Origin of the sequence: Halapricum salinum (assembly GCF_004799665.1) — an archaeon.
Taxonomy (GTDB): Archaea; Halobacteriota; Halobacteria; order Halobacteriales; family Haloarculaceae; genus Halapricum; species Halapricum salinum.
This window is the reverse complement of record NZ_CP031310.1, coordinates 1,151,061-1,168,639: the sequence shown is the minus strand read 5'-3', so window position 1 is coordinate 1,168,639 and position 17,579 is coordinate 1,151,061. Positions and strand designations below refer to the sequence as shown.

Annotated in this window: 25 protein-coding genes; 16 read left to right on the top strand and 9 right to left on the bottom strand. The window is 64.6% G+C overall.

Annotated elements, in window-relative coordinates; all coding sequences use genetic code 11:
- The first annotated feature begins 23 nt into the window (after positions 1-23).
- The 4 genes from DV733_RS05805 to DV733_RS05790 all read left to right on the top strand — a co-directional run bounded on the left by DV733_RS05805 (position 24) and on the right by DV733_RS05790 (position 2,424).
- On the top strand, positions 24-557 hold the full coding sequence (locus tag DV733_RS05805; RefSeq protein ID WP_049994239.1) for an HTH domain-containing protein: 534 nt from the start codon (positions 24-26) through the stop codon (positions 555-557).
- 205 nt (positions 558-762) lie between these two features.
- A complete protein-coding gene (locus DV733_RS05800) occupies positions 763-1,080 on the top strand; it encodes a hypothetical protein (protein WP_049994238.1) in 318 nt (105 codons plus the stop codon).
- 41 nt (positions 1,081-1,121) lie between these two features.
- A complete protein-coding gene (pheA, locus tag DV733_RS05795) occupies positions 1,122-1,928 on the top strand; it encodes a prephenate dehydratase (RefSeq protein WP_049994237.1) in 807 nt (268 codons plus the stop codon).
- A gap of 67 nt (positions 1,929-1,995) precedes the next feature.
- A complete protein-coding gene (locus DV733_RS05790; protein WP_049994236.1) occupies positions 1,996-2,424 on the top strand; it encodes an Hsp20/alpha crystallin family protein in 429 nt (142 codons plus the stop codon).
- On the opposite strand, the gene DV733_RS05785 is transcribed toward DV733_RS05790, so the two are convergent.
- Positions 2,425-2,670 carry a DUF7533 family protein gene (locus DV733_RS05785; RefSeq protein WP_049994235.1) on the bottom strand — a complete coding sequence of 82 codons (246 nt, stop codon included), beginning with the start codon at positions 2,668-2,670 and terminating at the stop codon, positions 2,425-2,427. It abuts the gene before it with no gap.
- Positions 2,671-2,776: 106 nt separating this feature from the next.
- On the opposite strand from DV733_RS05785, the gene DV733_RS05780 reads away from it, so the two are divergent.
- Positions 2,777-3,400, top strand: a complete 624-nt coding sequence (locus DV733_RS05780; RefSeq protein WP_049994234.1) for a riboflavin synthase — start codon at positions 2,777-2,779, stop codon at positions 3,398-3,400.
- A 13-nt stretch (positions 3,401-3,413) separates the two neighbouring features.
- On the opposite strand, the gene DV733_RS05775 is transcribed toward DV733_RS05780, so the two are convergent.
- Positions 3,414-4,415, bottom strand: a complete 1,002-nt coding sequence (locus DV733_RS05775; protein ID WP_049994233.1) for a PrsW family intramembrane metalloprotease — start codon at positions 4,413-4,415, stop codon at positions 3,414-3,416.
- A gap of 113 nt (positions 4,416-4,528) precedes the next feature.
- Between DV733_RS05775 and DV733_RS17635 the strand changes: the two genes are divergently transcribed.
- Together DV733_RS17635 and pdxT are read left to right on the top strand one after the other, a co-directional pair.
- A complete protein-coding gene (locus tag DV733_RS17635; RefSeq protein ID WP_257217575.1) occupies positions 4,529-4,651 on the top strand; it encodes a hypothetical protein in 123 nt (40 codons plus the stop codon).
- 103 nt (positions 4,652-4,754) lie between these two features.
- Positions 4,755-5,333: a pyridoxal 5'-phosphate synthase glutaminase subunit PdxT gene (pdxT, locus tag DV733_RS05770; RefSeq protein ID WP_049994232.1), complete on the top strand. Its 579-nt coding sequence runs from the start codon at positions 4,755-4,757 to the stop codon at positions 5,331-5,333.
- Here pdxT and DV733_RS05765 read toward each other — a convergent pair.
- Complete coding sequence (locus tag DV733_RS05765) at positions 5,309-5,974, bottom strand: hypothetical protein (protein ID WP_136342289.1); 666 nt, start codon at positions 5,972-5,974, stop codon at positions 5,309-5,311. The two genes, pdxT and DV733_RS05765, sit on opposite strands and share 25 nt — an antisense overlap.
- 88 nt (positions 5,975-6,062) lie before the next feature.
- Here DV733_RS05765 and hisE point away from each other — a divergent pair, with 88 nt between their 5' ends.
- Positions 6,063-6,353, top strand: a complete 291-nt coding sequence (gene hisE, locus DV733_RS05760) for a phosphoribosyl-ATP diphosphatase (RefSeq protein WP_049994230.1) — start codon at positions 6,063-6,065, stop codon at positions 6,351-6,353.
- An 89-nt stretch (positions 6,354-6,442) separates the two neighbouring features.
- Here the strand turns inward: hisE and DV733_RS05755 are convergent, their stop codons facing one another.
- From DV733_RS05755 to DV733_RS05745, 3 genes are all read right to left on the bottom strand, one after another.
- Complete coding sequence (locus DV733_RS05755; RefSeq protein ID WP_049994229.1) at positions 6,443-6,757, bottom strand: ASCH domain-containing protein; 315 nt, start codon at positions 6,755-6,757, stop codon at positions 6,443-6,445.
- A gap of 128 nt (positions 6,758-6,885) precedes the next feature.
- Positions 6,886-7,080, bottom strand: a complete 195-nt coding sequence (locus tag DV733_RS05750; protein WP_049994228.1) for a cold-shock protein — start codon at positions 7,078-7,080, stop codon at positions 6,886-6,888.
- A 71-nt stretch (positions 7,081-7,151) separates the two neighbouring features.
- Positions 7,152-7,481, bottom strand: coding sequence for an ASCH domain-containing protein (locus DV733_RS05745; protein ID WP_049994227.1), 330 nt, complete (start codon positions 7,479-7,481; stop codon positions 7,152-7,154).
- 95 nt (positions 7,482-7,576) lie between these two features.
- Here DV733_RS05745 and DV733_RS05740 point away from each other — a divergent pair, with 95 nt between their 5' ends.
- Positions 7,577-8,632: an NOG1 family protein gene (locus tag DV733_RS05740; RefSeq protein WP_049994226.1), complete on the top strand. Its 1,056-nt coding sequence runs from the start codon at positions 7,577-7,579 to the stop codon at positions 8,630-8,632.
- A gap of 195 nt (positions 8,633-8,827) precedes the next feature.
- Here the strand turns inward: DV733_RS05740 and DV733_RS05735 are convergent, their stop codons facing one another.
- The gene (locus DV733_RS05735) at positions 8,828-10,111 is read right to left on the bottom strand and encodes a TIGR00341 family protein (protein ID WP_049994225.1); all 1,284 of its coding nucleotides are present in this window, start codon (positions 10,109-10,111) and stop codon (positions 8,828-8,830) included.
- Between the two features lie 86 nt (positions 10,112-10,197).
- Between DV733_RS05735 and DV733_RS05730 the strand changes: the two genes are divergently transcribed.
- A complete protein-coding gene (locus DV733_RS05730; RefSeq protein WP_049994224.1) occupies positions 10,198-11,223 on the top strand; it encodes a LamG domain-containing protein in 1,026 nt (341 codons plus the stop codon).
- A 5-nt stretch (positions 11,224-11,228) separates the two neighbouring features.
- Here DV733_RS05730 and DV733_RS05725 read toward each other — a convergent pair whose 3' ends face one another.
- A complete protein-coding gene (locus tag DV733_RS05725; RefSeq protein WP_049994223.1) occupies positions 11,229-11,534 on the bottom strand; it encodes a hypothetical protein in 306 nt (101 codons plus the stop codon).
- Positions 11,535-11,594: 60 nt separating this feature from the next.
- Here DV733_RS05725 and engB point away from each other — a divergent pair, with 60 nt between their 5' ends.
- The 5 genes from engB (at position 11,595) to DV733_RS05700 (ending at position 14,918) form a co-directional block, all read left to right on the top strand.
- Entirely contained in the window at positions 11,595-12,212 is a 618-nt protein-coding gene (engB, locus tag DV733_RS05720; RefSeq protein WP_049994222.1) for a GTP-binding protein EngB, read from the top strand.
- A gap of 381 nt (positions 12,213-12,593) precedes the next feature.
- Positions 12,594-12,962, top strand: a complete 369-nt coding sequence (locus DV733_RS05715) for a rhodanese-like domain-containing protein (protein ID WP_049994221.1) — start codon at positions 12,594-12,596, stop codon at positions 12,960-12,962.
- 39 nt (positions 12,963-13,001) lie between these two features.
- The gene (locus DV733_RS05710) at positions 13,002-13,343 is read left to right on the top strand and encodes a dihydroneopterin aldolase family protein (RefSeq protein ID WP_049994220.1); all 342 of its coding nucleotides are present in this window, start codon (positions 13,002-13,004) and stop codon (positions 13,341-13,343) included.
- 59 nt (positions 13,344-13,402) lie between these two features.
- Complete coding sequence (locus tag DV733_RS05705; RefSeq protein WP_049994219.1) at positions 13,403-14,458, top strand: DUF7544 domain-containing protein; 1,056 nt, start codon at positions 13,403-13,405, stop codon at positions 14,456-14,458.
- A gap of 55 nt (positions 14,459-14,513) precedes the next feature.
- Positions 14,514-14,918: a DUF5790 family protein gene (locus DV733_RS05700; protein WP_049994218.1), complete on the top strand. Its 405-nt coding sequence runs from the start codon at positions 14,514-14,516 to the stop codon at positions 14,916-14,918.
- A 31-nt stretch (positions 14,919-14,949) separates the two neighbouring features.
- Here DV733_RS05700 and DV733_RS05695 read toward each other — a convergent pair whose 3' ends face one another.
- Positions 14,950-15,693, bottom strand: a complete 744-nt coding sequence (locus tag DV733_RS05695; protein WP_049994217.1) for a creatininase family protein — start codon at positions 15,691-15,693, stop codon at positions 14,950-14,952.
- Between the two features lie 123 nt (positions 15,694-15,816).
- Between DV733_RS05695 and DV733_RS05690 the strand changes: the two genes are divergently transcribed.
- Positions 15,817-17,577: a glycoside hydrolase family 13 protein gene (locus DV733_RS05690; RefSeq protein WP_049994216.1), complete on the top strand. Its 1,761-nt coding sequence runs from the start codon at positions 15,817-15,819 to the stop codon at positions 17,575-17,577.
- Positions 17,578-17,579 lie beyond the last annotated feature (2 nt).

Here is a 17,579-nt window from a genome sequence, read left to right as displayed (position 1 = left end):
TCTGGAGCTAGGAACTACCAACCATGTCGGGAATCGAACTCACCACGAGTCAGCAGACGATCCTGCAGGAACTGGTCAACAGCTACCGCGAGAGCGACAGCGCGGTCAAAGGCGAGAAGATCGCCGACGAGATCGGTCGCAGTGCGGGGACGATCCGCAACCAGATGCAGAGCCTCAAGGCGCTGCAGCTGGTCGAAGGCGTCCCCGGTCCGAAAGGCGGCTACAAGCCGACCGCCAAAGCCTACGACGCCCTGGAGATCCAGGATATCGAGAAGGCTGCCGAAGTCGCGCTCTATCACAACAACGAGTACGTCGAAGACGCCAACGTGACCGAGATCAATCTCACGAGCGTCCACCACCCCGAGAAGTGCCGCGCGGAGATCTACCTCCGCGGGTCGATGGCGGAGTTCGAGCCGGGCGATACGATCACTGCCGGTCCGACCCCATCGTCGAAGCTGCAGATCATCGGCACGATCGACGGCAAAGACGAGACGAACAACGTGCTCGTGCTGGTCATCGACGACATGCGCGCGCCGGTCGAAGAACCCGAACACTGAGAACCCGAACACTGAGAACCGAACACTGGGCCGGCTCCACCAGTCTCGAACGACGAGACAGCACTTTTCCGCGCGCCTGCCGTCCGGTAGCCACTGGCAACCCCTGATCGACGGCCGCTCTGCCAGAGGGGGCTACGCCGTCGAGTGAGCGCGGAGGCGAACTGGAACAGTCGGGATTTATGATTGGCCCGCGACATCCGCAGATATGGCACTCCCGGACGGGCGACTCTCCGATCGATTCTCGCCGCGGTTCGTCTACGGTGCTGGCGTGTTCGTTCTGGGTGTCGGAAACGTCTGCTACGGCCTGGGACAGTTCGTCAACGGCTCGCAGCTCCCGACGCTGTCGCTGATCCAGCTCGTCATGGGGACGACGCTGGTCGCGATCGGCGGACTCGTCGTGACTGACTCCGATCGGCTGTCGACGCCGGATCTCTCCGAGAGAGTGCTGCTGGTGATCGGACTCGTCGGGGGGCTCGTCGGTCTCTACATGACACTCGCGGGGATCGTGTTGCTCACCGCGTAGACACCGGGTGGTTTTTCACGTGAGCCGAGGTATCGAGGGGTATGCAGACGCTCACGCTCGGGCCGAGCGGGACCTACTCACACCGCGCGGCGACGGCCGTCTCCGAGGACATCGCCTTCACCGAGTCGGTCACCAAGATCGTCCAGGCGGTCGCCAACGGCGAGTACGACCGCGGGGTCATCCCCATCGAGAACAGCATCGAGGGCAGCGTCACCGAGAGCCTCGACGCCCTCGCCGAGTACGACGTCGCGGTCGTCCGCGAGATCATCACGCCGATCCGCCACGCGCTGCTGGCTCACGACCAGAGTTTCGAGACGATCGCCAGCCACGCCCAGGCGCTCGCGCAGTGCCGGGGCTACCTCGACGAACACTACCCCGACGTCGAACTCGAAGCTGTCGCCTCCACTGCTCGCGGAGTCCAGCGCGCGCTCGACGACCCCTCGATTGCCGCGATCGCCCACCCCGACAACGTCCAGGGTGACCTCCAGGTACTCGCCGAGGACATCCAGGATCAGACCTCCAACGCGACCCGCTTCGTCGCGATCGGCCCCGCCAGCGACCGCTCGGAGGCCGGTGGGAAGACCTCGATCGTCATCTATCCCAACTCCGACTATCCCGGTCTCCTGCTCAAACTGCTGGAGCCGTTCGCCGAGCGTGACATCAACCTCTCGCGACTCGAATCTCGTCCGAGCGGCGAGCGTCTCGGCGACTACGTCTTCCACGTCGACTTTCAAGCTGGGCTCTACGAGGATCGGACCCAGGGCGCACTCGCAGAGATCGAAGCCCTGGCCGAAGACGGCTGGGTCAAGCGGCTGGGATCGTACGACACCGAACACGTCGTCTCGTAGTCGACACCCGAATTCTGTCCTCTCGCCACAAACAGTAAGTTCCGGGCCGTCGTACTGTCACCCAGGTATGACATCTAGATCCAATCCCTTCGACGACATCGAGCGGATGTTCGACCGTCTGAGCGACCAGTTCGCCGAGTTCGACCCGGTCGAACTCGGGAGTATGGGGGCCATCGCCGTCGACGTTCGCGACGAGGGCGACGCGATCGTCGTCGTCGCCGACCTGCCGGGCTACGAGACAGACGATATCGAGGTGACGCTGAACGACGAGCGGACGCTCCACCTCTACGCAGAGCGCGAGAGCGAAACTGAAGAGACAGAAGAAGGGGTCTACGTCCGGCGTGAGCGAACGCAGGAGTCGATCGAACGGACGATTTCACTGCCCGACGCGGTCGAAGACGGGGAGACGAGCGCCGGCTACGACAACGGCGTCCTCACTGTGACGCTGCCAAAACAGACGCCCGACGAGGACAGTCGGTCGATCCCGGTCGAGTAGCTAGTCGTCGTCTTCGGGCGGTTTCACGACCCAGCCGACGATCCGCTGGCCGAGCCCGCCGGCCGCGTCGCCGGGCGTCGAGACGTACTTCGAGACCAGCAGGACGACGGCAGCGAGTCCGAGCAGCGCCGCTCCGGTGGCTGGCTCGCCCTGCAACAGCAGAAAGTCCACTCCCGGGAGCGCGAGCATAACTGCGATGAAGATCGCGCCCATCTGCTGGAACGTATCGAAGATTCCCTGCGCCATCGCCCGGAGTTGGCCACCGAGGGACAAAAGCCCAGCGTCGTGAGCCGTTCTCACTCTCCGGGATCGAACGGGAACCCTTTCGCCCCAGCGGTTCGAAGGAGCGGACATGTTCACAGGTATCGTCGAGACGACGGGCACGGTATCGGCAATCGACGATCAGGCAGGCGGCCGCCGCCTCCGGATCGACGCGCCGTTCGAGGGACTGACTGAAGGACAGTCGATCGCCGTCGAGGGCGCGTGTCTCACTGTCGAAGACTTCGGCGAGGGCTGGTTCTCGGTGTTCCTGGCCGAGGAGACGCTCGACCGGACGTATTTCGGGACGATCTCGGAGGGTGACGGCGTCAATCTCGAACGTGCGCTCCCGGCTGACGGGCGCTTCGACGGCCACTTCGTGCAGGGTCACGTCGACGCGACGGCCGAGATTCTCGCCATCGAGGAAGTGGGCGACGACTGGCGTTTTACCTTCTCGGTTCCCGACGGACAGGACCGGTACCTCGTCGAGAAGGGGTCGATCGCGATCGACGGCATCTCGCTGACGATCGCCGCCCGCAACGACGACTCGATCGAGGTGGCGATCATCCCCGAGACCTACGACGTGACGACGCTGGGCGAGAAGTCGGTCGGCGATCCGGTCCACGTCGAGGTCGACGTGATGGCCAAGTACGTCGAGCGGATGTTGCAAGCCGACGACCAGCAGCCGGGCTGGGTCGAGCGCGCGGCTGAGGAATAGCGCGGAAGTCGAGTCAGGCGTCGAACTCGGTCGGCTCGGACCGGGGTTGGAGCTGGTCGTGGACGCGTTTGTACGCCAGCCGGTAGGCCTGGAGTTTCCGGTAGAGCAGGTAGCCGAAGACGCCGTCGAAGACGATCACGAACAGCAGGAAGCCGCCGAACCAGTTCGTTCCCGCGAGGTCGGCGAACAGATCCGGCGCGAACAGCGTCATCGTGTTGTAACTGGCGTGCAGGACCGCAGCGATCAGCAGTCCCTTGAGGACGATCGGGCCGGCGTCGTCGGGGTTGAACTTCGCGAGCCCGAGGTAGTAGCCCGCGAACGCGGAGTAGATGACGTGGCCCGGCCCGGCCATCGCGCGCACGGTAGAGATTCCGGTCCCGGCCAGTATGACGTTCTGAGCCCCGCCCGCTGCCGCGATGTTACGCGTGATGTAGATCGCGTTCTCGATCGTCGCGAAGCCGAGTCCGGCGACCGCACCGTAGACCGCACCGTCGATGACGGCGTCGAAGCGGTCGTCTCTGAAGGGATAGAGCCGGACGGCCAGGAGCTTCACGAACTCCTCGACGGGCCCGACGACCAGGAAGAAGAAGGCGACGAGCGTGAGTTCGACCCCGAACGAGGCGAAGATGTCCGGCAGTATCGAGTTGAGCACGCCGGCGAAGCCCGCAAAGAGCACGCCGAGCAGGAAGGTCCCGACGAGCAGCGACAGCGGTTCTGGTGTCGTGATGTCGGTCCGCCAGACGAACACCGCCAATCCGAGCGCGGGGACGGCCGACAGCACCACGAGCGTCCCGATCCAGGGCTCGGTCAGACTCCCGAGCGTCCCCAGCGCGACCTCGCCGAGCAGGATGAACAGCGCGAGCACGACGACGAACGCCCGCGCCGTGTAGAGAATCGCCCGGTGGAGCGCGACCGCGAGCGAGTCAAGTGCCGTCCGCTGCTCCCAGTCGACGACGTCGTACAGATCGAGCCCCTCGTCGTTTCGCGCCTGGACCGGATCCCGCCGTCTGTCCATGTACCGACCACGGACCCTCGACCCTAATGACTTTGCCCGCCCTAGTATGTGGCTAAAGAACATTATGTATTTCAGGGGTGGGTTTATGTGACGTGACGGGCCCAGTGGAGGCAATGACACGCTACAGCGCCAGTCGCGGAATGATGTACTCGGCACCGCCGGGGCCCGAAGACGACGAGGACGAGGCGGCGATCGAGACGGCTGCGTCGGGCGAACCGACCGCGGCAGACGACTAGAAGTCTCGGTCGGCAATTCAGCCGGACGAGTAGCAGTCTCGACCCCGCGGGGCGGACAGAGCGGAACGAGCCATTTTTCGCAGTCGGTCGGCTAGGGCCGCCAATGAGTCTCACAGCCGGCGTCGTGGCCGTACAGGGCGACGTCAGCGAGCACGCCGGGGCGATCGAATCGGCCGCACAGTCACACGGCGAGACGGCCGAGGTCGTCGAGATCCGCCAGTCGGGGATCGTCCCGGACTGTGATCTGCTGGCGATCCCGGGCGGCGAGTCGACGACCATCTCGCGGCTCCTTCATCGGGAGGGGATCGCCCCCGAGATCCAGGAGCACGTCGAGGCCGGCAAGCCGATTCTGGCCACGTGTGCGGGCCTGATCGTCTGTTCGAGCGACGCCAACGACGACCGCGTCGATACCCTGGATCTGCTCGACGTGAGCGTCAAGCGCAACGCCTTCGGCCGGCAGAAGGACAGCTTCGAGGCGAACCTGGATGTCGACGGACTGGACGACCCCTTCCACGCGGTGTTCATCCGCGCGCCCGTCATCGACGAGGTGGGCGACGCTGACGTGCTGGCCTCGTGGGACGGCCGCCCGGTCGCCGTTCGGGACGGGCCCGTTCTCGGGACTTCCTTCCACCCCGAACTGACGGGCGACTCGCGGATTCACGATCTGGCTTTCTTCGAGTGAGCGCGAAGTAGAATCCAGCAGACTCCGAGCGAGAGCAGCAACGCTGCGACGAGGTGACTCTCCCAGAGCGCGGGCTCTGGAAGTGGGTCGACGCGAGTCAGCGAGACCACCCACCGAACGTTGAGGACGGACACGACGAGTCCGAGACCGATCGCACCGCCTTCGATGACCAGTGAGTGCGTCGCTCCCTTCGTCAACCCTCTGAGACCGACCAGCAGGAGTCCGACCACGACACCGGGGACGAGAATAGTAATGAGAGAGCGGAAGAACCGAAACAGACTGCCGTAGTTGCTGGCGGTCAGATGGTACACCTGCCCCTGATAGCGGATGTGGTAGTCGCCGCGCTCAGACGAACTGTAATCAGTGAGATAGGTAAACTCCGATGGAGGATCCGAGACGGTGACGAGTGTGTATGAATCGTCTCCGATGGCCTGCCGGACCACCGCCTGTGTCTCCGGGGAGAGTGACTCGAACGAATACGTCTCGACTGGCTGGGACGCCTCCGAGTGACTGACAGTCGTGTCCGGCTGCGCTCGAAACCCGTACGCGTTGGCCTGGCCGTCGACGGCGGCGGCCCCCACCGAAGTCAGGAGTACCAGCACTCCACATGCCAGCACGAGACGGGAGCGACTCGGAGCCATCGTGTTCACGGGCCGACAAGCACGGCTAAATTCTTTGTGGAATCACGGACTGACGGGGTTTTTGTCCACCCGCCACCTCGCCCCGGGTATGACTGACGCAGACGTGCTCGACGAGGTGTTCGCGGTGATCGAGGACCGCAAGGAGAACCTCCCTGAAGACTCCTATACGACCTCGCTGTTCACCCACGAGAAAGGCGAGAACGCGGTCCTCGAAAAACTGGGTGAGGAGATGACCGAACTCGTCCTCGCCGCCAAAGACGACGACCGCGAGGAGATCGCCTACGAGAGTGCCGACATCGTCTATCACATGCTGGTGTTGCTGTCGATGAAGGACATGGATCTGGAGGATCTGCGGGCGGAGTTGGCTGAGCGACGGTGATAACGAGATTCCGAGCAGAGCGAGGAATCTCGAAAAGCGGGACGTTTCACCGGACGGGAGCGAGGCCACCCGAGGAGTAAAAAGTGGTCTCACTCCACTCGCTCGAACCGATGCCGAACGACCTCGCTGTCGTCGTCCCACTCGAACGTGTCGTGGGCGTGCTGGAGACGTTTCTTGTAGTGCTCGAGATCAGGCGACCCCTCGCGCTGTGCGTCTTCGTCGGTGAGATCGCCCAGCGTCCGCTCGGTCACGTCGGTCACTTCGAAGGTATCGCCGTCGATGTCGAAAGTGTCGCCCTCCTCGGCGTAGGCCTGCCCGCGGTGCATCTGCGTGATCTCGCCGCTGTGGACCTTCTCGATCAGGTGCTCGCCAGGGAGAATCTCGGTCGCGTCTCGGTGAGTCATGGCCGATTGTTCGGGCCGCGTCGACAAAAGCGATGGCTCCGCGGCAGCGACCGTCCGGGTGGACAGCGCTGTCGCTCTCACCTGTGGCGTCGATAAAAACGGAATCGCCGTGAAGCGATAGTGCGAATCTACTGTCGGACGACGTTAGTCGCGCGCGGACCCTTGGGGGCCTGCTCGATGTCGAATTCGATCTCCTGTCCTTCTTCGAGGTCCGGACCGCCAACGTCCTCCATGTGGAAGAAAACGTCTTCGTCCGCGTCTTCAGTCTCGATGAAACCGTAACCGCCTGTGTCGTTGAAGAAATCAACCGTACCGGTTGCCATTGCCTTTGTCTGGAAGAGCGGGGGATATGTAAGGCTTGCGAGTGTCGCGTTACCACGACCACCGGACCGGCCTAGTCCTCGTCGCTCGGGAGCTTCCGTTTGAACTGGTAGCGATACAGGACGCTGTCGGGGACCCACTCGAAGTCGGAGTCGATCATCACCATTCGCTCGCGGAATTCCCCGAGCGAACTGGCCGCCTCCGTCCGGGCGTCACCCATCCCGACATCCGAGACTGTCCGTTCGGTGACGTCGGTGATCTCGTAGGTCGCGCCGTTGATCTCGAAGATGTCGCCTTCCTCGGCAGGCCGGTCGGGGCGATGGACCTGGCTGACTCGCCCCATCATGACGCGTCGCTGTACTAGCCCGGGCGGGACGATATCGTCGACGTCGTGCTGAGCCATGTCCGGGCGTTACCGGCGCGGGGGAAAAATCGTTTCTGTCCGCTCGCGCGCCCGTTTCGCGGTCCTTTTCCGGCCTGGCCCGGTAGGAGTGGCCAATGAGCCAACCGTTCGAGAACCTCCCGACGACCCCGCGATCGTCGGAACTCGTCGACAAAGCCTTCTCGCGGGCCTCCCGTGCCGGGCGGGCCAAGGAGGGCTTCGACGCCCAGTCGTCGATGCTCCAGACCGCCGCCAACATCCTTTCGGATAATCTGGAAAACGTCGTCACCGAGTGGCCGGACTTCGACGATCTGGACCCCTTCTATACCGATCTCGCCGACGCCGTCATCGCCGGGGAGACGGCCATCGGCAACGAGGAAAAGCGTGGAACGGGCGCACTCCGCCAGCACCTCTCGGAGGTCACCTGGGCCTCCCGGAAGTGTGCCGACATCCGCGGCGAATATCACTCCAAGCTCCGCAACGCCAACGACGTCGATCACGCACGCAAACTCCGCAAGCAGGCCTTCGCACGACTCGCGGACGTCGTCGAACAGGTCGAAGACTCGCTGCTGGCTATCGCGGCGGCGCGCGAGGCCCTGCGTGACCTCCCGGACATCAAACCGGACGAGCCGACCATCGTCGTCGCGGGCTACCCCAACGTCGGGAAATCGTCGTTCGTCAACAGCGTGACGCGCGCGAGCAACGAGATCAACTCCTACCCCTTTACTACTACCGAGATCAACGTCGGGCACTTCGAGGGGGCGGACCTGTCCGCCGAATCAGCGCGGACCGACCGGTCCGCGATGCGCGACCACGTTCGCTATCAGCTCGTGGACACGCCAGGGCTGCTCGACCGCCCGCCGGAGGATCGCAACCAGATCGAGAGCCAGGCCGTGAGTGCACTGGAGCACCTGGCCGACTGCGTGCTGGTCCTCGTCGACGCCAGCGGGGAGTGTGGCTACCCCATCGAAGTCCAACTCGAACTCCGCGACGCGCTCGTCAAGCAGTTCGACGAGGCGCCCGTGCTGACGGTCTGCAACAAGGCCGACCGCTCGCGTGAAGTCGAGGCCGACTACTACATGAGCGTCACCGAAGACGAGAACGTCCAGACCGTGCTGCACGCCGCAGTCGACGCCATCGACTACGAGCCCGAACTTCCTTTCGAAGAGTAGCGGTCAGAATAGCTGCACCGAATCGATTTTCAGCGTTTTCGAGGTGGAGCCTGCTGACTAATCGCCGGGAGTCCACATCAAAGCCCCATCTGCTCACGGGCCGCAGGCCCGTTCGCATGGTCCGTGGGACCGAGGTCCCACGCTACCCTCAACGAGCGAACCGCGTCTGCGGTGAGCGAAGTAGGGTGGGGTAGTTCACGCCGACTGGACGGTGACGTAGTGGACGTCTGTCGTGATTTCGGCGTCGATCGCGGCTTCGATCCGCGCGTCGAGCTTGCTGGCGAGATCCGGTGGCGTGCCGTCCGGCGGGAGCCCGACGGTGACGACGACCTGCCGTGGCTCACGGAGGACGACGCCCTCGGAGTAGTCGATTCGGAGCGACTCGTAGCTCGCGTCATCGTACTCGGCGAGCGTCTGGGCGACGGTGTCGTCGATGGTCTGCTCGGTCGTCGCCTGCTGGTAGGAGTCGTAGGTGACGACACCAAGAAAGACCGACAGCAGCGCGATCGAGGCGACGAGAAAGGCCGCGCGGCGCAGCGCCGTCTGGCGCACACCACGAATCTTGAACCACTCGCTGGGCTGGTAGCCGCGATACCACAGCAGCGCGATGGCCGCCAGATTGATCGAGAGGACGTTGACTAGCGTCAGGATCCCCGCACCGAGGCTGACCATCGGCTGGCCCCAGGCGATCCCGATTCCGACCGTGGCGGCCGGCGGGATGAGCGCCACGGCGATCATGACGCCGACCAGTGCCGTCGAGACGCCCGCTGTCAGGCTGACGACGCCGGCGATTCCCGCCCCGAGCGCGACCGCCAGTGAGAGGAAATCCGGCAGGAGACGCTCGCGGATCGAGGGGATCGCCGTAATTTCAGTACCCGGTGGAATCAACAGTCCAGTCCGGACCAGAAACGCGAACACGGCGGCGCTGGCGACCGCCAGGACGAGCCCGCCGACCTGCAGGATCGTCCCCTGCGTGAACAGGTCGTGTTCGTCGAGGACGGTGCCGACGCTGGCGGCCATTGCCGGGCCGATCAGCGGCGCGATTACCATCGAGCCGACGATGACCGCCGGCGAGTCCAGCAGCAGGCCGGCCGTCGCGATGATCGCGCTGACCATCGTCAACAGGACGTAGTTGACCCTGCTGGGGACCAGTTCCCCGGCTTTCGAGCGGAGTTCCTCGCGAGCGATCCGCTCTTCGTCTTCCTCCTCGGCGTAGCGGTCCTGGAGTTCCTCGAAGTGCTGGGAGATGACTGTGTTGGCCTCGACGATGACGGTGTAGGCCTGGTCGTCCAGCCCGGCCTCGCGCAACCGCTCCAGCACCGGCTCGACGGCAGCGGTCGGGACCGGGACGTACGCGACGGCGGTGTACTCCCGGTTGCTGGTCTCCTCGGTCAGCACGTAGTCGACGCCCTCGTCGTCGAGCGCCCGCTCGATGGCCTGGCGCTTGCCCGCGGGGATGGTCACCTGCAGGAGTCGCACGCCTTTTGGATCGGCCGGCGCGGGCAAATAACCGACGGGTCAGTGGAGAGAGTCTTTATTCGATCGGAGCGCATACTGACGAGTCGATGACTCTCGCCACCGGTGACGATCGAGCCGTGACCCCAGTAGTGGGCAACGTCCTGCTCGTCGGCGTCGCGATCGTCATCGGCGTCGTCCTGGTAACGCTGTCGCTGACGTTTCTCGACGGTGTCGGCGCACCCACCGCGGAGGCGTCGTTCGAGTACGAACAGACGCCGGTCGGCCTCCGCATGACCGCGACGGCTATCGGGACTGACGTTTCCGTGCAGTTGAACGGCCGCCCGGTCGCGACCTTCGACGAGGGATCTGCGGGGAAATCCGTCCTGGTCCCGACCGCCCCCGGCGACCGCCTCGCTGTCGTCTCGCGAGACGGCGAGCAGTCGGTGCTGGTCGACAGAGCGATCGACGACCGCGAAGAGATCGGCAACTTCATCGCGTACTACACGTTCGGGGCCGGGAGCGGGCCGACTCTGGTCGATCGCTCGGGCAACGGCAACGACGGCGCGCTGCAGGGCGATCCCGCGTGGCAGGCACGTTCACTCGCGTTCGATGGGTCGGGCGACTACGTGGCCGTCGACGACTTCGATACACCGGTCGACAGCGTCGATCAGTTTACCGTCGCCGTCACCTACCGGACCGACGACGGGAGCCAGAAACAGGAACTGCTCGAGCACAAGAGCGCCGACGACAACTGGCTGGTCGAGTTGAAACCGTGCTCGAACGCACAGGTCCCGAGCGGGACCTGTTCCGCCGGCGACGACTACAGTCCCGTCTTCAGCGTCGACAAAGCGGGTGGCAATCAGGACGAACAGATCTTTGGGACCGGAACGCAAGCGGGGACGCGCCAGGTCCTCGTCGGGACGTTCGACGGGAGCGAACACACCCTCTACGTCGACGGCGAGAAGGCGAGCACCGGCGACTACAGCGGCGAGATCAGCATGGGCGACCTGACGATCGGCAAGGACGTCGAGTTCGACGGCGATTATCTCGACGGCGAGATCGACGAGATCAGACTCTACTACACTGCCTTCGACGACGAGGAAGTCCGGGTGCTGACGACGGCGATGGAGTAAGCGGGTCAGCGACGTTGATTGCGGCGCCGCCAGACCACCCACGGCGAATAGAAGAGGGTGTACTTCACGACGACTTTCGAGAGTCGGGTGAACGCGAAGGGTTTGCCCCCGCGGTAGTGGCTGATCGTGCTCGCCAGCAGCGTCGCCACGAACGTCGCCGCACCGATCCCCAGAGCGATCGTGACCGCAGACTCGGCGCTGGGTGCGACACCGAGAAGGCCGAACCCGCTGAGAAAGACCGCGACGACCGTCGCGACGACTGCGTCGACGAGCGCGAGCAGGCCGTAGCCGATGGTCCGACCGAGCGACATCGTCTCGGGCCTCGAAGCCCAACAAGACAGTCTTTTCGCTCTCGACGGGTTAGGATGGGTATGTTCGAGACGCGGCCGGACCGCGACGCCGAAGTCGTCCTCCTCGGGCGGTCGAACGTCGGCAAGTCCACCCTGATGCGCGAACTCACTGGCCACACCTTTAATACGGGTCAGCGCCCCGGCGTGACCCGGTCGCCCAACCACTACGACTGGACCAGCGAGGACTTCGTCCTGACCGACCTGCCGGGCTTTGGCTTCATGAAAGGCGTCCCCGAGGACGTCCGCGAAGATATCAAGACCGACGTGGTACGCTACGTCGAATCGAACGCCGAGAAGATTCTGGTGGGGATTCTCGTCGTCGACGGAAAAAGTGTGATCGACATCATCGACCGCCACTCGGGCGAGGACGAGATCCCCCACGACGTCGAGATGTTCCACTTCTTGCAGGACGTCGGCGTTTCTCCTGTGGTCGCCGTCAACAAGATGGACAAGGTCGACGACGAGGACGACCGGCTGAACGACCTCGCCGAGCGACTCGGCATGTATCCCCCCTGGAAGCAGTGGCAAGACACCATCGCACCCATCTCGGCCAAGCGCGGCAACATCGCGGCCCTGAACGAGGCCGTTCGTGAACACTTGCACGAAGCGAATCGGGACGATCTGTTCAAGTTCTTCTGAACCACTTTTTCGGCCTCGGGTTTCCTCGCGAGCGCCACGACGCTCGCTGCGGGAACCCATCGGCCGAAAAACTTGGGGAAAAAGGCCGGAATCGCCTTCTCAGGGCGATTCCGGGGGTTCACGGAGTGCAACGACGTGAACGTCGTCAGAGCTTCGCTCTGACGGAAAAACGCGCCTGCGGCGCGTACGCTGGCGACTCCCGCACCGCTACAGCACCGCGACCGCCACACGCCTCCCCAGCCGATTCGTCCACTCCCTATGGTTGTGGACTCATCCCTCGCACGCTGCTGTCGGCTGCCCGGACAGCCGACAGCGTGCGCCACTTCTCTGGACCAGTGCCGAACCACCGCGGTTTTGCCCGTCCGTTCCAACATCGAACTGATGAGCAAACTCCGTCCGGACGAACTCGACGACCGTCTCGCTTCGGGAGAGGACCCGTTCGTGCTGGACATCCGCCCCGAATCGAACTATCGGGCCGGTGCGATCGAGGGGAGCAGCAACGTCCCCGTCTACGACGACCTGCGGAGCGGCGACGAGTCCACGTTGCGAGCGCGGTTGGACGAGATCCCGGGCGACCGAGACGTGGTCGTCGTCTGCAAGATGGGAATCGTCGCGAAGCGAGCCACGCGGCTGCTCGACGGTGAGGGCTACGACGCGGCCACGCTTCGCGGGGGGATGAGCGGCTGGCGCGGCTACCAGAACGGATCACTGAGCTACAAACTCAGATCGCTGCTCTGGAAGCTCCGGTAGGACGGCACACATATTAGACGCCGCCGACAGAGAGACGGTATGCCCACCGACGCCGAGCAGGCCTGTTTCGAGGCCGGGATCAAGTTCGGATCGCTCTACCACCAGTTCGCCGGCACGCCGATCAGTCTCGACAGTGCGGACTCGCTGGCGACCGCGATGGAAGAAGCCATCGAGAACCAGCCCTACTGCGAGGCCGTCACGGTCGAGATCCGGCGCGAGGAACTCGAAGCCGCCCTCTCGGAGGGACCGGCAGACTACACCGAGTTCACGGGCCGGTTCGCCGAGGTGGAGATCGTCGTCGACTACGAGGACAGCGAGGTCGTCGCACGGATGGAGATGGACGATGGGTATCCGCTGATGGCGCTCGACCGGGTCGAGTAGCGTTTCACACCGGGAAACTCGCGGTCGGTCTTTTTTAGGCAGGCGCTCGCAGGACCAATATGGCGTGGTATGCAATCGAGCGGATCGACGACGCCGTCTCGCTGACGCGATCGCTGCTGTTTCCCTTCGAGTTCGGGCTGTGGGCACGGCTGGCCGTCGTCGTGTTCTTCCTCGGCCTGGGTTCGGGCGGCGGCAACGTCGGCACGTCGGTCTCGAACGGTCCCTCGACGGCTGCGTCGGTCCCCGGCACCGGCACCTCCGTCGACGTGCCGTCGATCCCCGGCGAAATCATCGCCCTCCTGGCCGGTATCGCCGTGGTACTGTTTCTGGTGTGGCTCGTCTTCGCCTGGATCGGTTCGACCATGGAGTTCGTGTTCGTCGAAGCGCTGGGCGAGCAGTCGCTCTCGATCCGCCGCGGTTTCGGCCGGCACAGGGGCCGCGGACTCCGGTTGCTGTCGTTCCGACTCGCGCTGTTGTTCGTCGTGCTCGCCGTCTTCGTCGGGCTCGCACTGGCGTTGTTCTGGGAGCCGATCACGACCCTTCTTGATGGGGGCGATCCGACGATCACCGGCTCACAGATCGCGGTCGGGATCGGCCTGCTCGTACTCGCGGGGATCGTCTTCGGCATCCCGCTGGTGTTGATCCACGGCTTCACCACCGAGTTCGTCGTGCCGGTCATGCTGGCCCGGGAGTGTGGCGTCCTCGCGGGCTGGAGCCACCTCTGGCCGACGATCAAAGCCGAGTGGAAGCAGTACGCCGTCTACGTGATTCTCGCCTTTGGCCTGCGGATCGCCACGTCGATCGCCGGGGGCATCGCCATCGCCATCGTCGCGGTCGTGCTGGCTATCCCGTTCGTCATCGTCGGCCTTCTGTTCGGGCTGGGTGCGATCCTCAACGGAACGCTCACCGCTCCCGTCGTCGCCGGGATCGTCGTGCTCGCACTGGTGTTCTTCCTCGCCGTCGCGCTGGTCAGCGCGCTCGTGTACGTCCCGATCCAGTCGTTCCACCGCTACTTCGCGCTGCTGTTCGTCGGCGACGTCGAGTCCGACTTCGACGTGCTGGGCGAGATCCGACCCCCGATCGAGGACGAATTCGACAGCACCCCATCGGGTTGATTTCACTTTCACTTTCGGGCAATCCTTTAGGGTGCGTGGTGTCGAATCGCACAGTATGAGCCAGGCGACGCTCGACGACGACGAACTGTTCGACGAGGCCGCGAGCGACATGCGAGCCGACGTCGAGGACAGCCTCGACGAAGCGCGTGACGCGCTCCCGGACGCCGATTCGGTCTGGGAGACCGACGCCGACAACACGCTGGGCGTGCTCAACGGCCTGAAGAACGCCCTGGACGTCGGTGACGCAGAAGGCGCCCTGCGCGACGCCAAGAAGTGGTACACCATGGGCAAGCGTGCCGACGCTTTCGAGGACGCCGACGACCTCGAGGACGCAATCGCCGAGGTCGAAGACCTGATCGAAGACATCGAGGACGCTCACGAGGCCGTCGGCGACCTCACGGGGACGATCCCGGCGATCAAGAGCGCCCTCGAAGACGCCGCGGACGACGACGAGGACTGATCCTCGCCGCGACGACTGGACAGCGCCCAACTCAGCGGTGGGCCGGCCGCGTCAGATCGCGCTCGCTGACGGTTTCCAGCAGCGCGACCAGCGACTCGGTCGCGTCCGCGAGCAACTGCTCGCCCAGCTGTGCGTCGCCATCGGACGGATCGCCGATGTTGCCGGTCTCGGAAAACTCCGCGAAGTCGTAGGCCAGATTCGACCCCTGCTCGAACTCCCCGAAGGCGTCGCCCGCGCCCGTGGCGGCCTCGTCGAACCGCTCTTCTCGCACGAGGTCGGACCGCACAGCCTGGACGAACGCCGTCTCGGCCGGGCCACCGTGGCCGAGGTCGACTCCATACTCCTCGAAGTCGAGCGCGTCGAACCACGTCCAGGGAACGGCGTAGGCGTCGTCCTGCCGGGTGATCGCCCCGCAGACCTCCCGGAGCGCGTCGGTGTTGCCGCCGTGGCCGTTGACGACGACCACGCGCTCCCAGCCGTGACTGGCGAGGCTGGCGACGGTGTCGCGGATGTAGGATCGAAAGGTGTCCTCGCTGACCCACAGCGAGCCCGTGAAGTGGCGGTGTTCCTCGGAGACGCCCACGGCAACGGTCGGCGCGACGACGACCTCGCCGTCGAATCGGGCGGCGGCCTCGCTCGCGATCGTCTCGGCACTGAGTGCGTCGGTCCCCATCGGGGCGTGAGGGCCGTGCTGTTCGGTGCTCCCAGTTGGAAGGAGCGCGAGGTCGGTCTCCAGGTCGTCGGCGTCGGTCCAGGTGGCCTCCGCGAGGTGCATGGTCGTGCTACCGGGGCCGCCGACAAAAGTCCGGCCGGTTCCGACCGTGTCTTCGACGAGCGGTAGGATCGAACTATCGACAGTAAGCCGACCATATTTACCGCTGCTCTGCGTGACGAGTGTATGGCGACCGAGCCCGATTCGGGCACGCGACCGACCGACCTCGTCCCCGAGGAGGAACGCGCCTGGTGGAAAGAAGGATTCGTCTACCAGATCTACCCCCGGAGTTTCAACGATTCGAACGGCGACGGGATCGGCGACATCCGCGGTATCATCCAGAAACTGGACTACCTTGACGACCTCGGTGTCGACGTCGTCTGGCTCAACCCTGTCTACGACTCCCCGCAGGTCGACGGCGGCTACGACATCCGTGACTACCGGGCCATCCACGACGAATACGGCTGCATGGACGACTGGGAAGAACTGCTGGAGGGGATGCACGACCGCGACATGCGCCTCATCATGGACCTCGTCGTGAACCACACCTCCGACGAACACGAGTGGTTCGCCAAGTCGAAGCGCGGCGAAGACGGTTACGACGACTACTACTGGTGGCGCTCCACGGGCGGGGGCCTCCCGAACAACTGGACCTCCAGTTTCGGCGGGCCGGCCTGGACCTACGACGTCGACCGCGGGCAGTACTACCTGCACCTCTTTCACTCGAAACAGCCCGACCTCAACTGGGAGAATCCGGAGGTCAGAGGAGACGTCTACGACATGGTCGACTGGTGGCTCTCGAAGGGTATCGACGGCTTCCGGATGGACGTGATCAACCTCATCTCGAAGAATCCCGAGTTGCCCGACGGCCACCCCGGCGGCTGGACGGGCATGGAACACCATACCAACGGGCCGCGAGTCCACGACTACCTCGACGAACTCCACGACGAGACCTACGGCAACTACGACGCCATGACCGTCGGGGAGTGTATCGACGCCGACCCAGAACGAGCAAAGCGATTCTGCCACCCCGACAACGGCGGGATGAGCATGGTCTTTCACTACGAGCACATGATGCTCGACTTCCGCTCGGACGGCGGCTGGTGGGAGGTCGGCGACTGGTCGGTCGGGGACTTGCGGGACGTCATCTCGCGCTGGCAGCGCGAACTCGAAGATAGCGAGGCCTGGAACACGATCTTCCTCGGGACCCACGACTGGCCTCGGATCGTCTCTCGCTGGGGCGACGCCCAGCACTATCGCCGCGAATCCGCGAAACTGCTCGCGACCTTTCTGTTCACGTTGCAGGGGACCCCCTACCTCCTGCAGGGCGACGAGATCGGGATGACGAACTTTCCCTTCGAGCGGATCGACCAGATCCGCGACGCCGAGACACGAGGGCGAATCCGGTTCATCCTCGACGACGCTCGCTCGCGGTCGCTGACCGAACTCGAACGGGTCGCCCTGGAAGATGAGGGGTTCCAGCGCGTGAAAGACATCGTCCGCTACCGCTGTCGGGACAACGCTCGGACACCCGTGCAGTGGAGCGACGACGCGCAGGCGGGCTTCACCGACGGTGAGCCGTGGCTCGCGGTCAACCCCAACCACACCGAGATCAACGTCGAAGCCGCCCGAGAGGATCCCGACTCCGTGTGGCATCACTACCGCGACCTGATCGACCTCCGGAGCGACTCGGACCTGCTGGTCTACGGCGAGTACGGCCTGCTGGTCCCTCACCACGACAGAGTGTGGGCCTACGAGCGTACCCTCGGCGAGCAGCGTGCCGTCGTGGTGCTCAACTGGTCGAGCGAGTCGGCGACGGTCGGCGGGCTGGATCTCGGACCCGAGCCCTCACTTGTCCTCGACACCCACGACAGGACCAACGGCGACGGCCACGCGGAGCCACTGGAGCTCGATCCCTGGGAAGCCCGAGTCTACCGGACCCAGTAGCC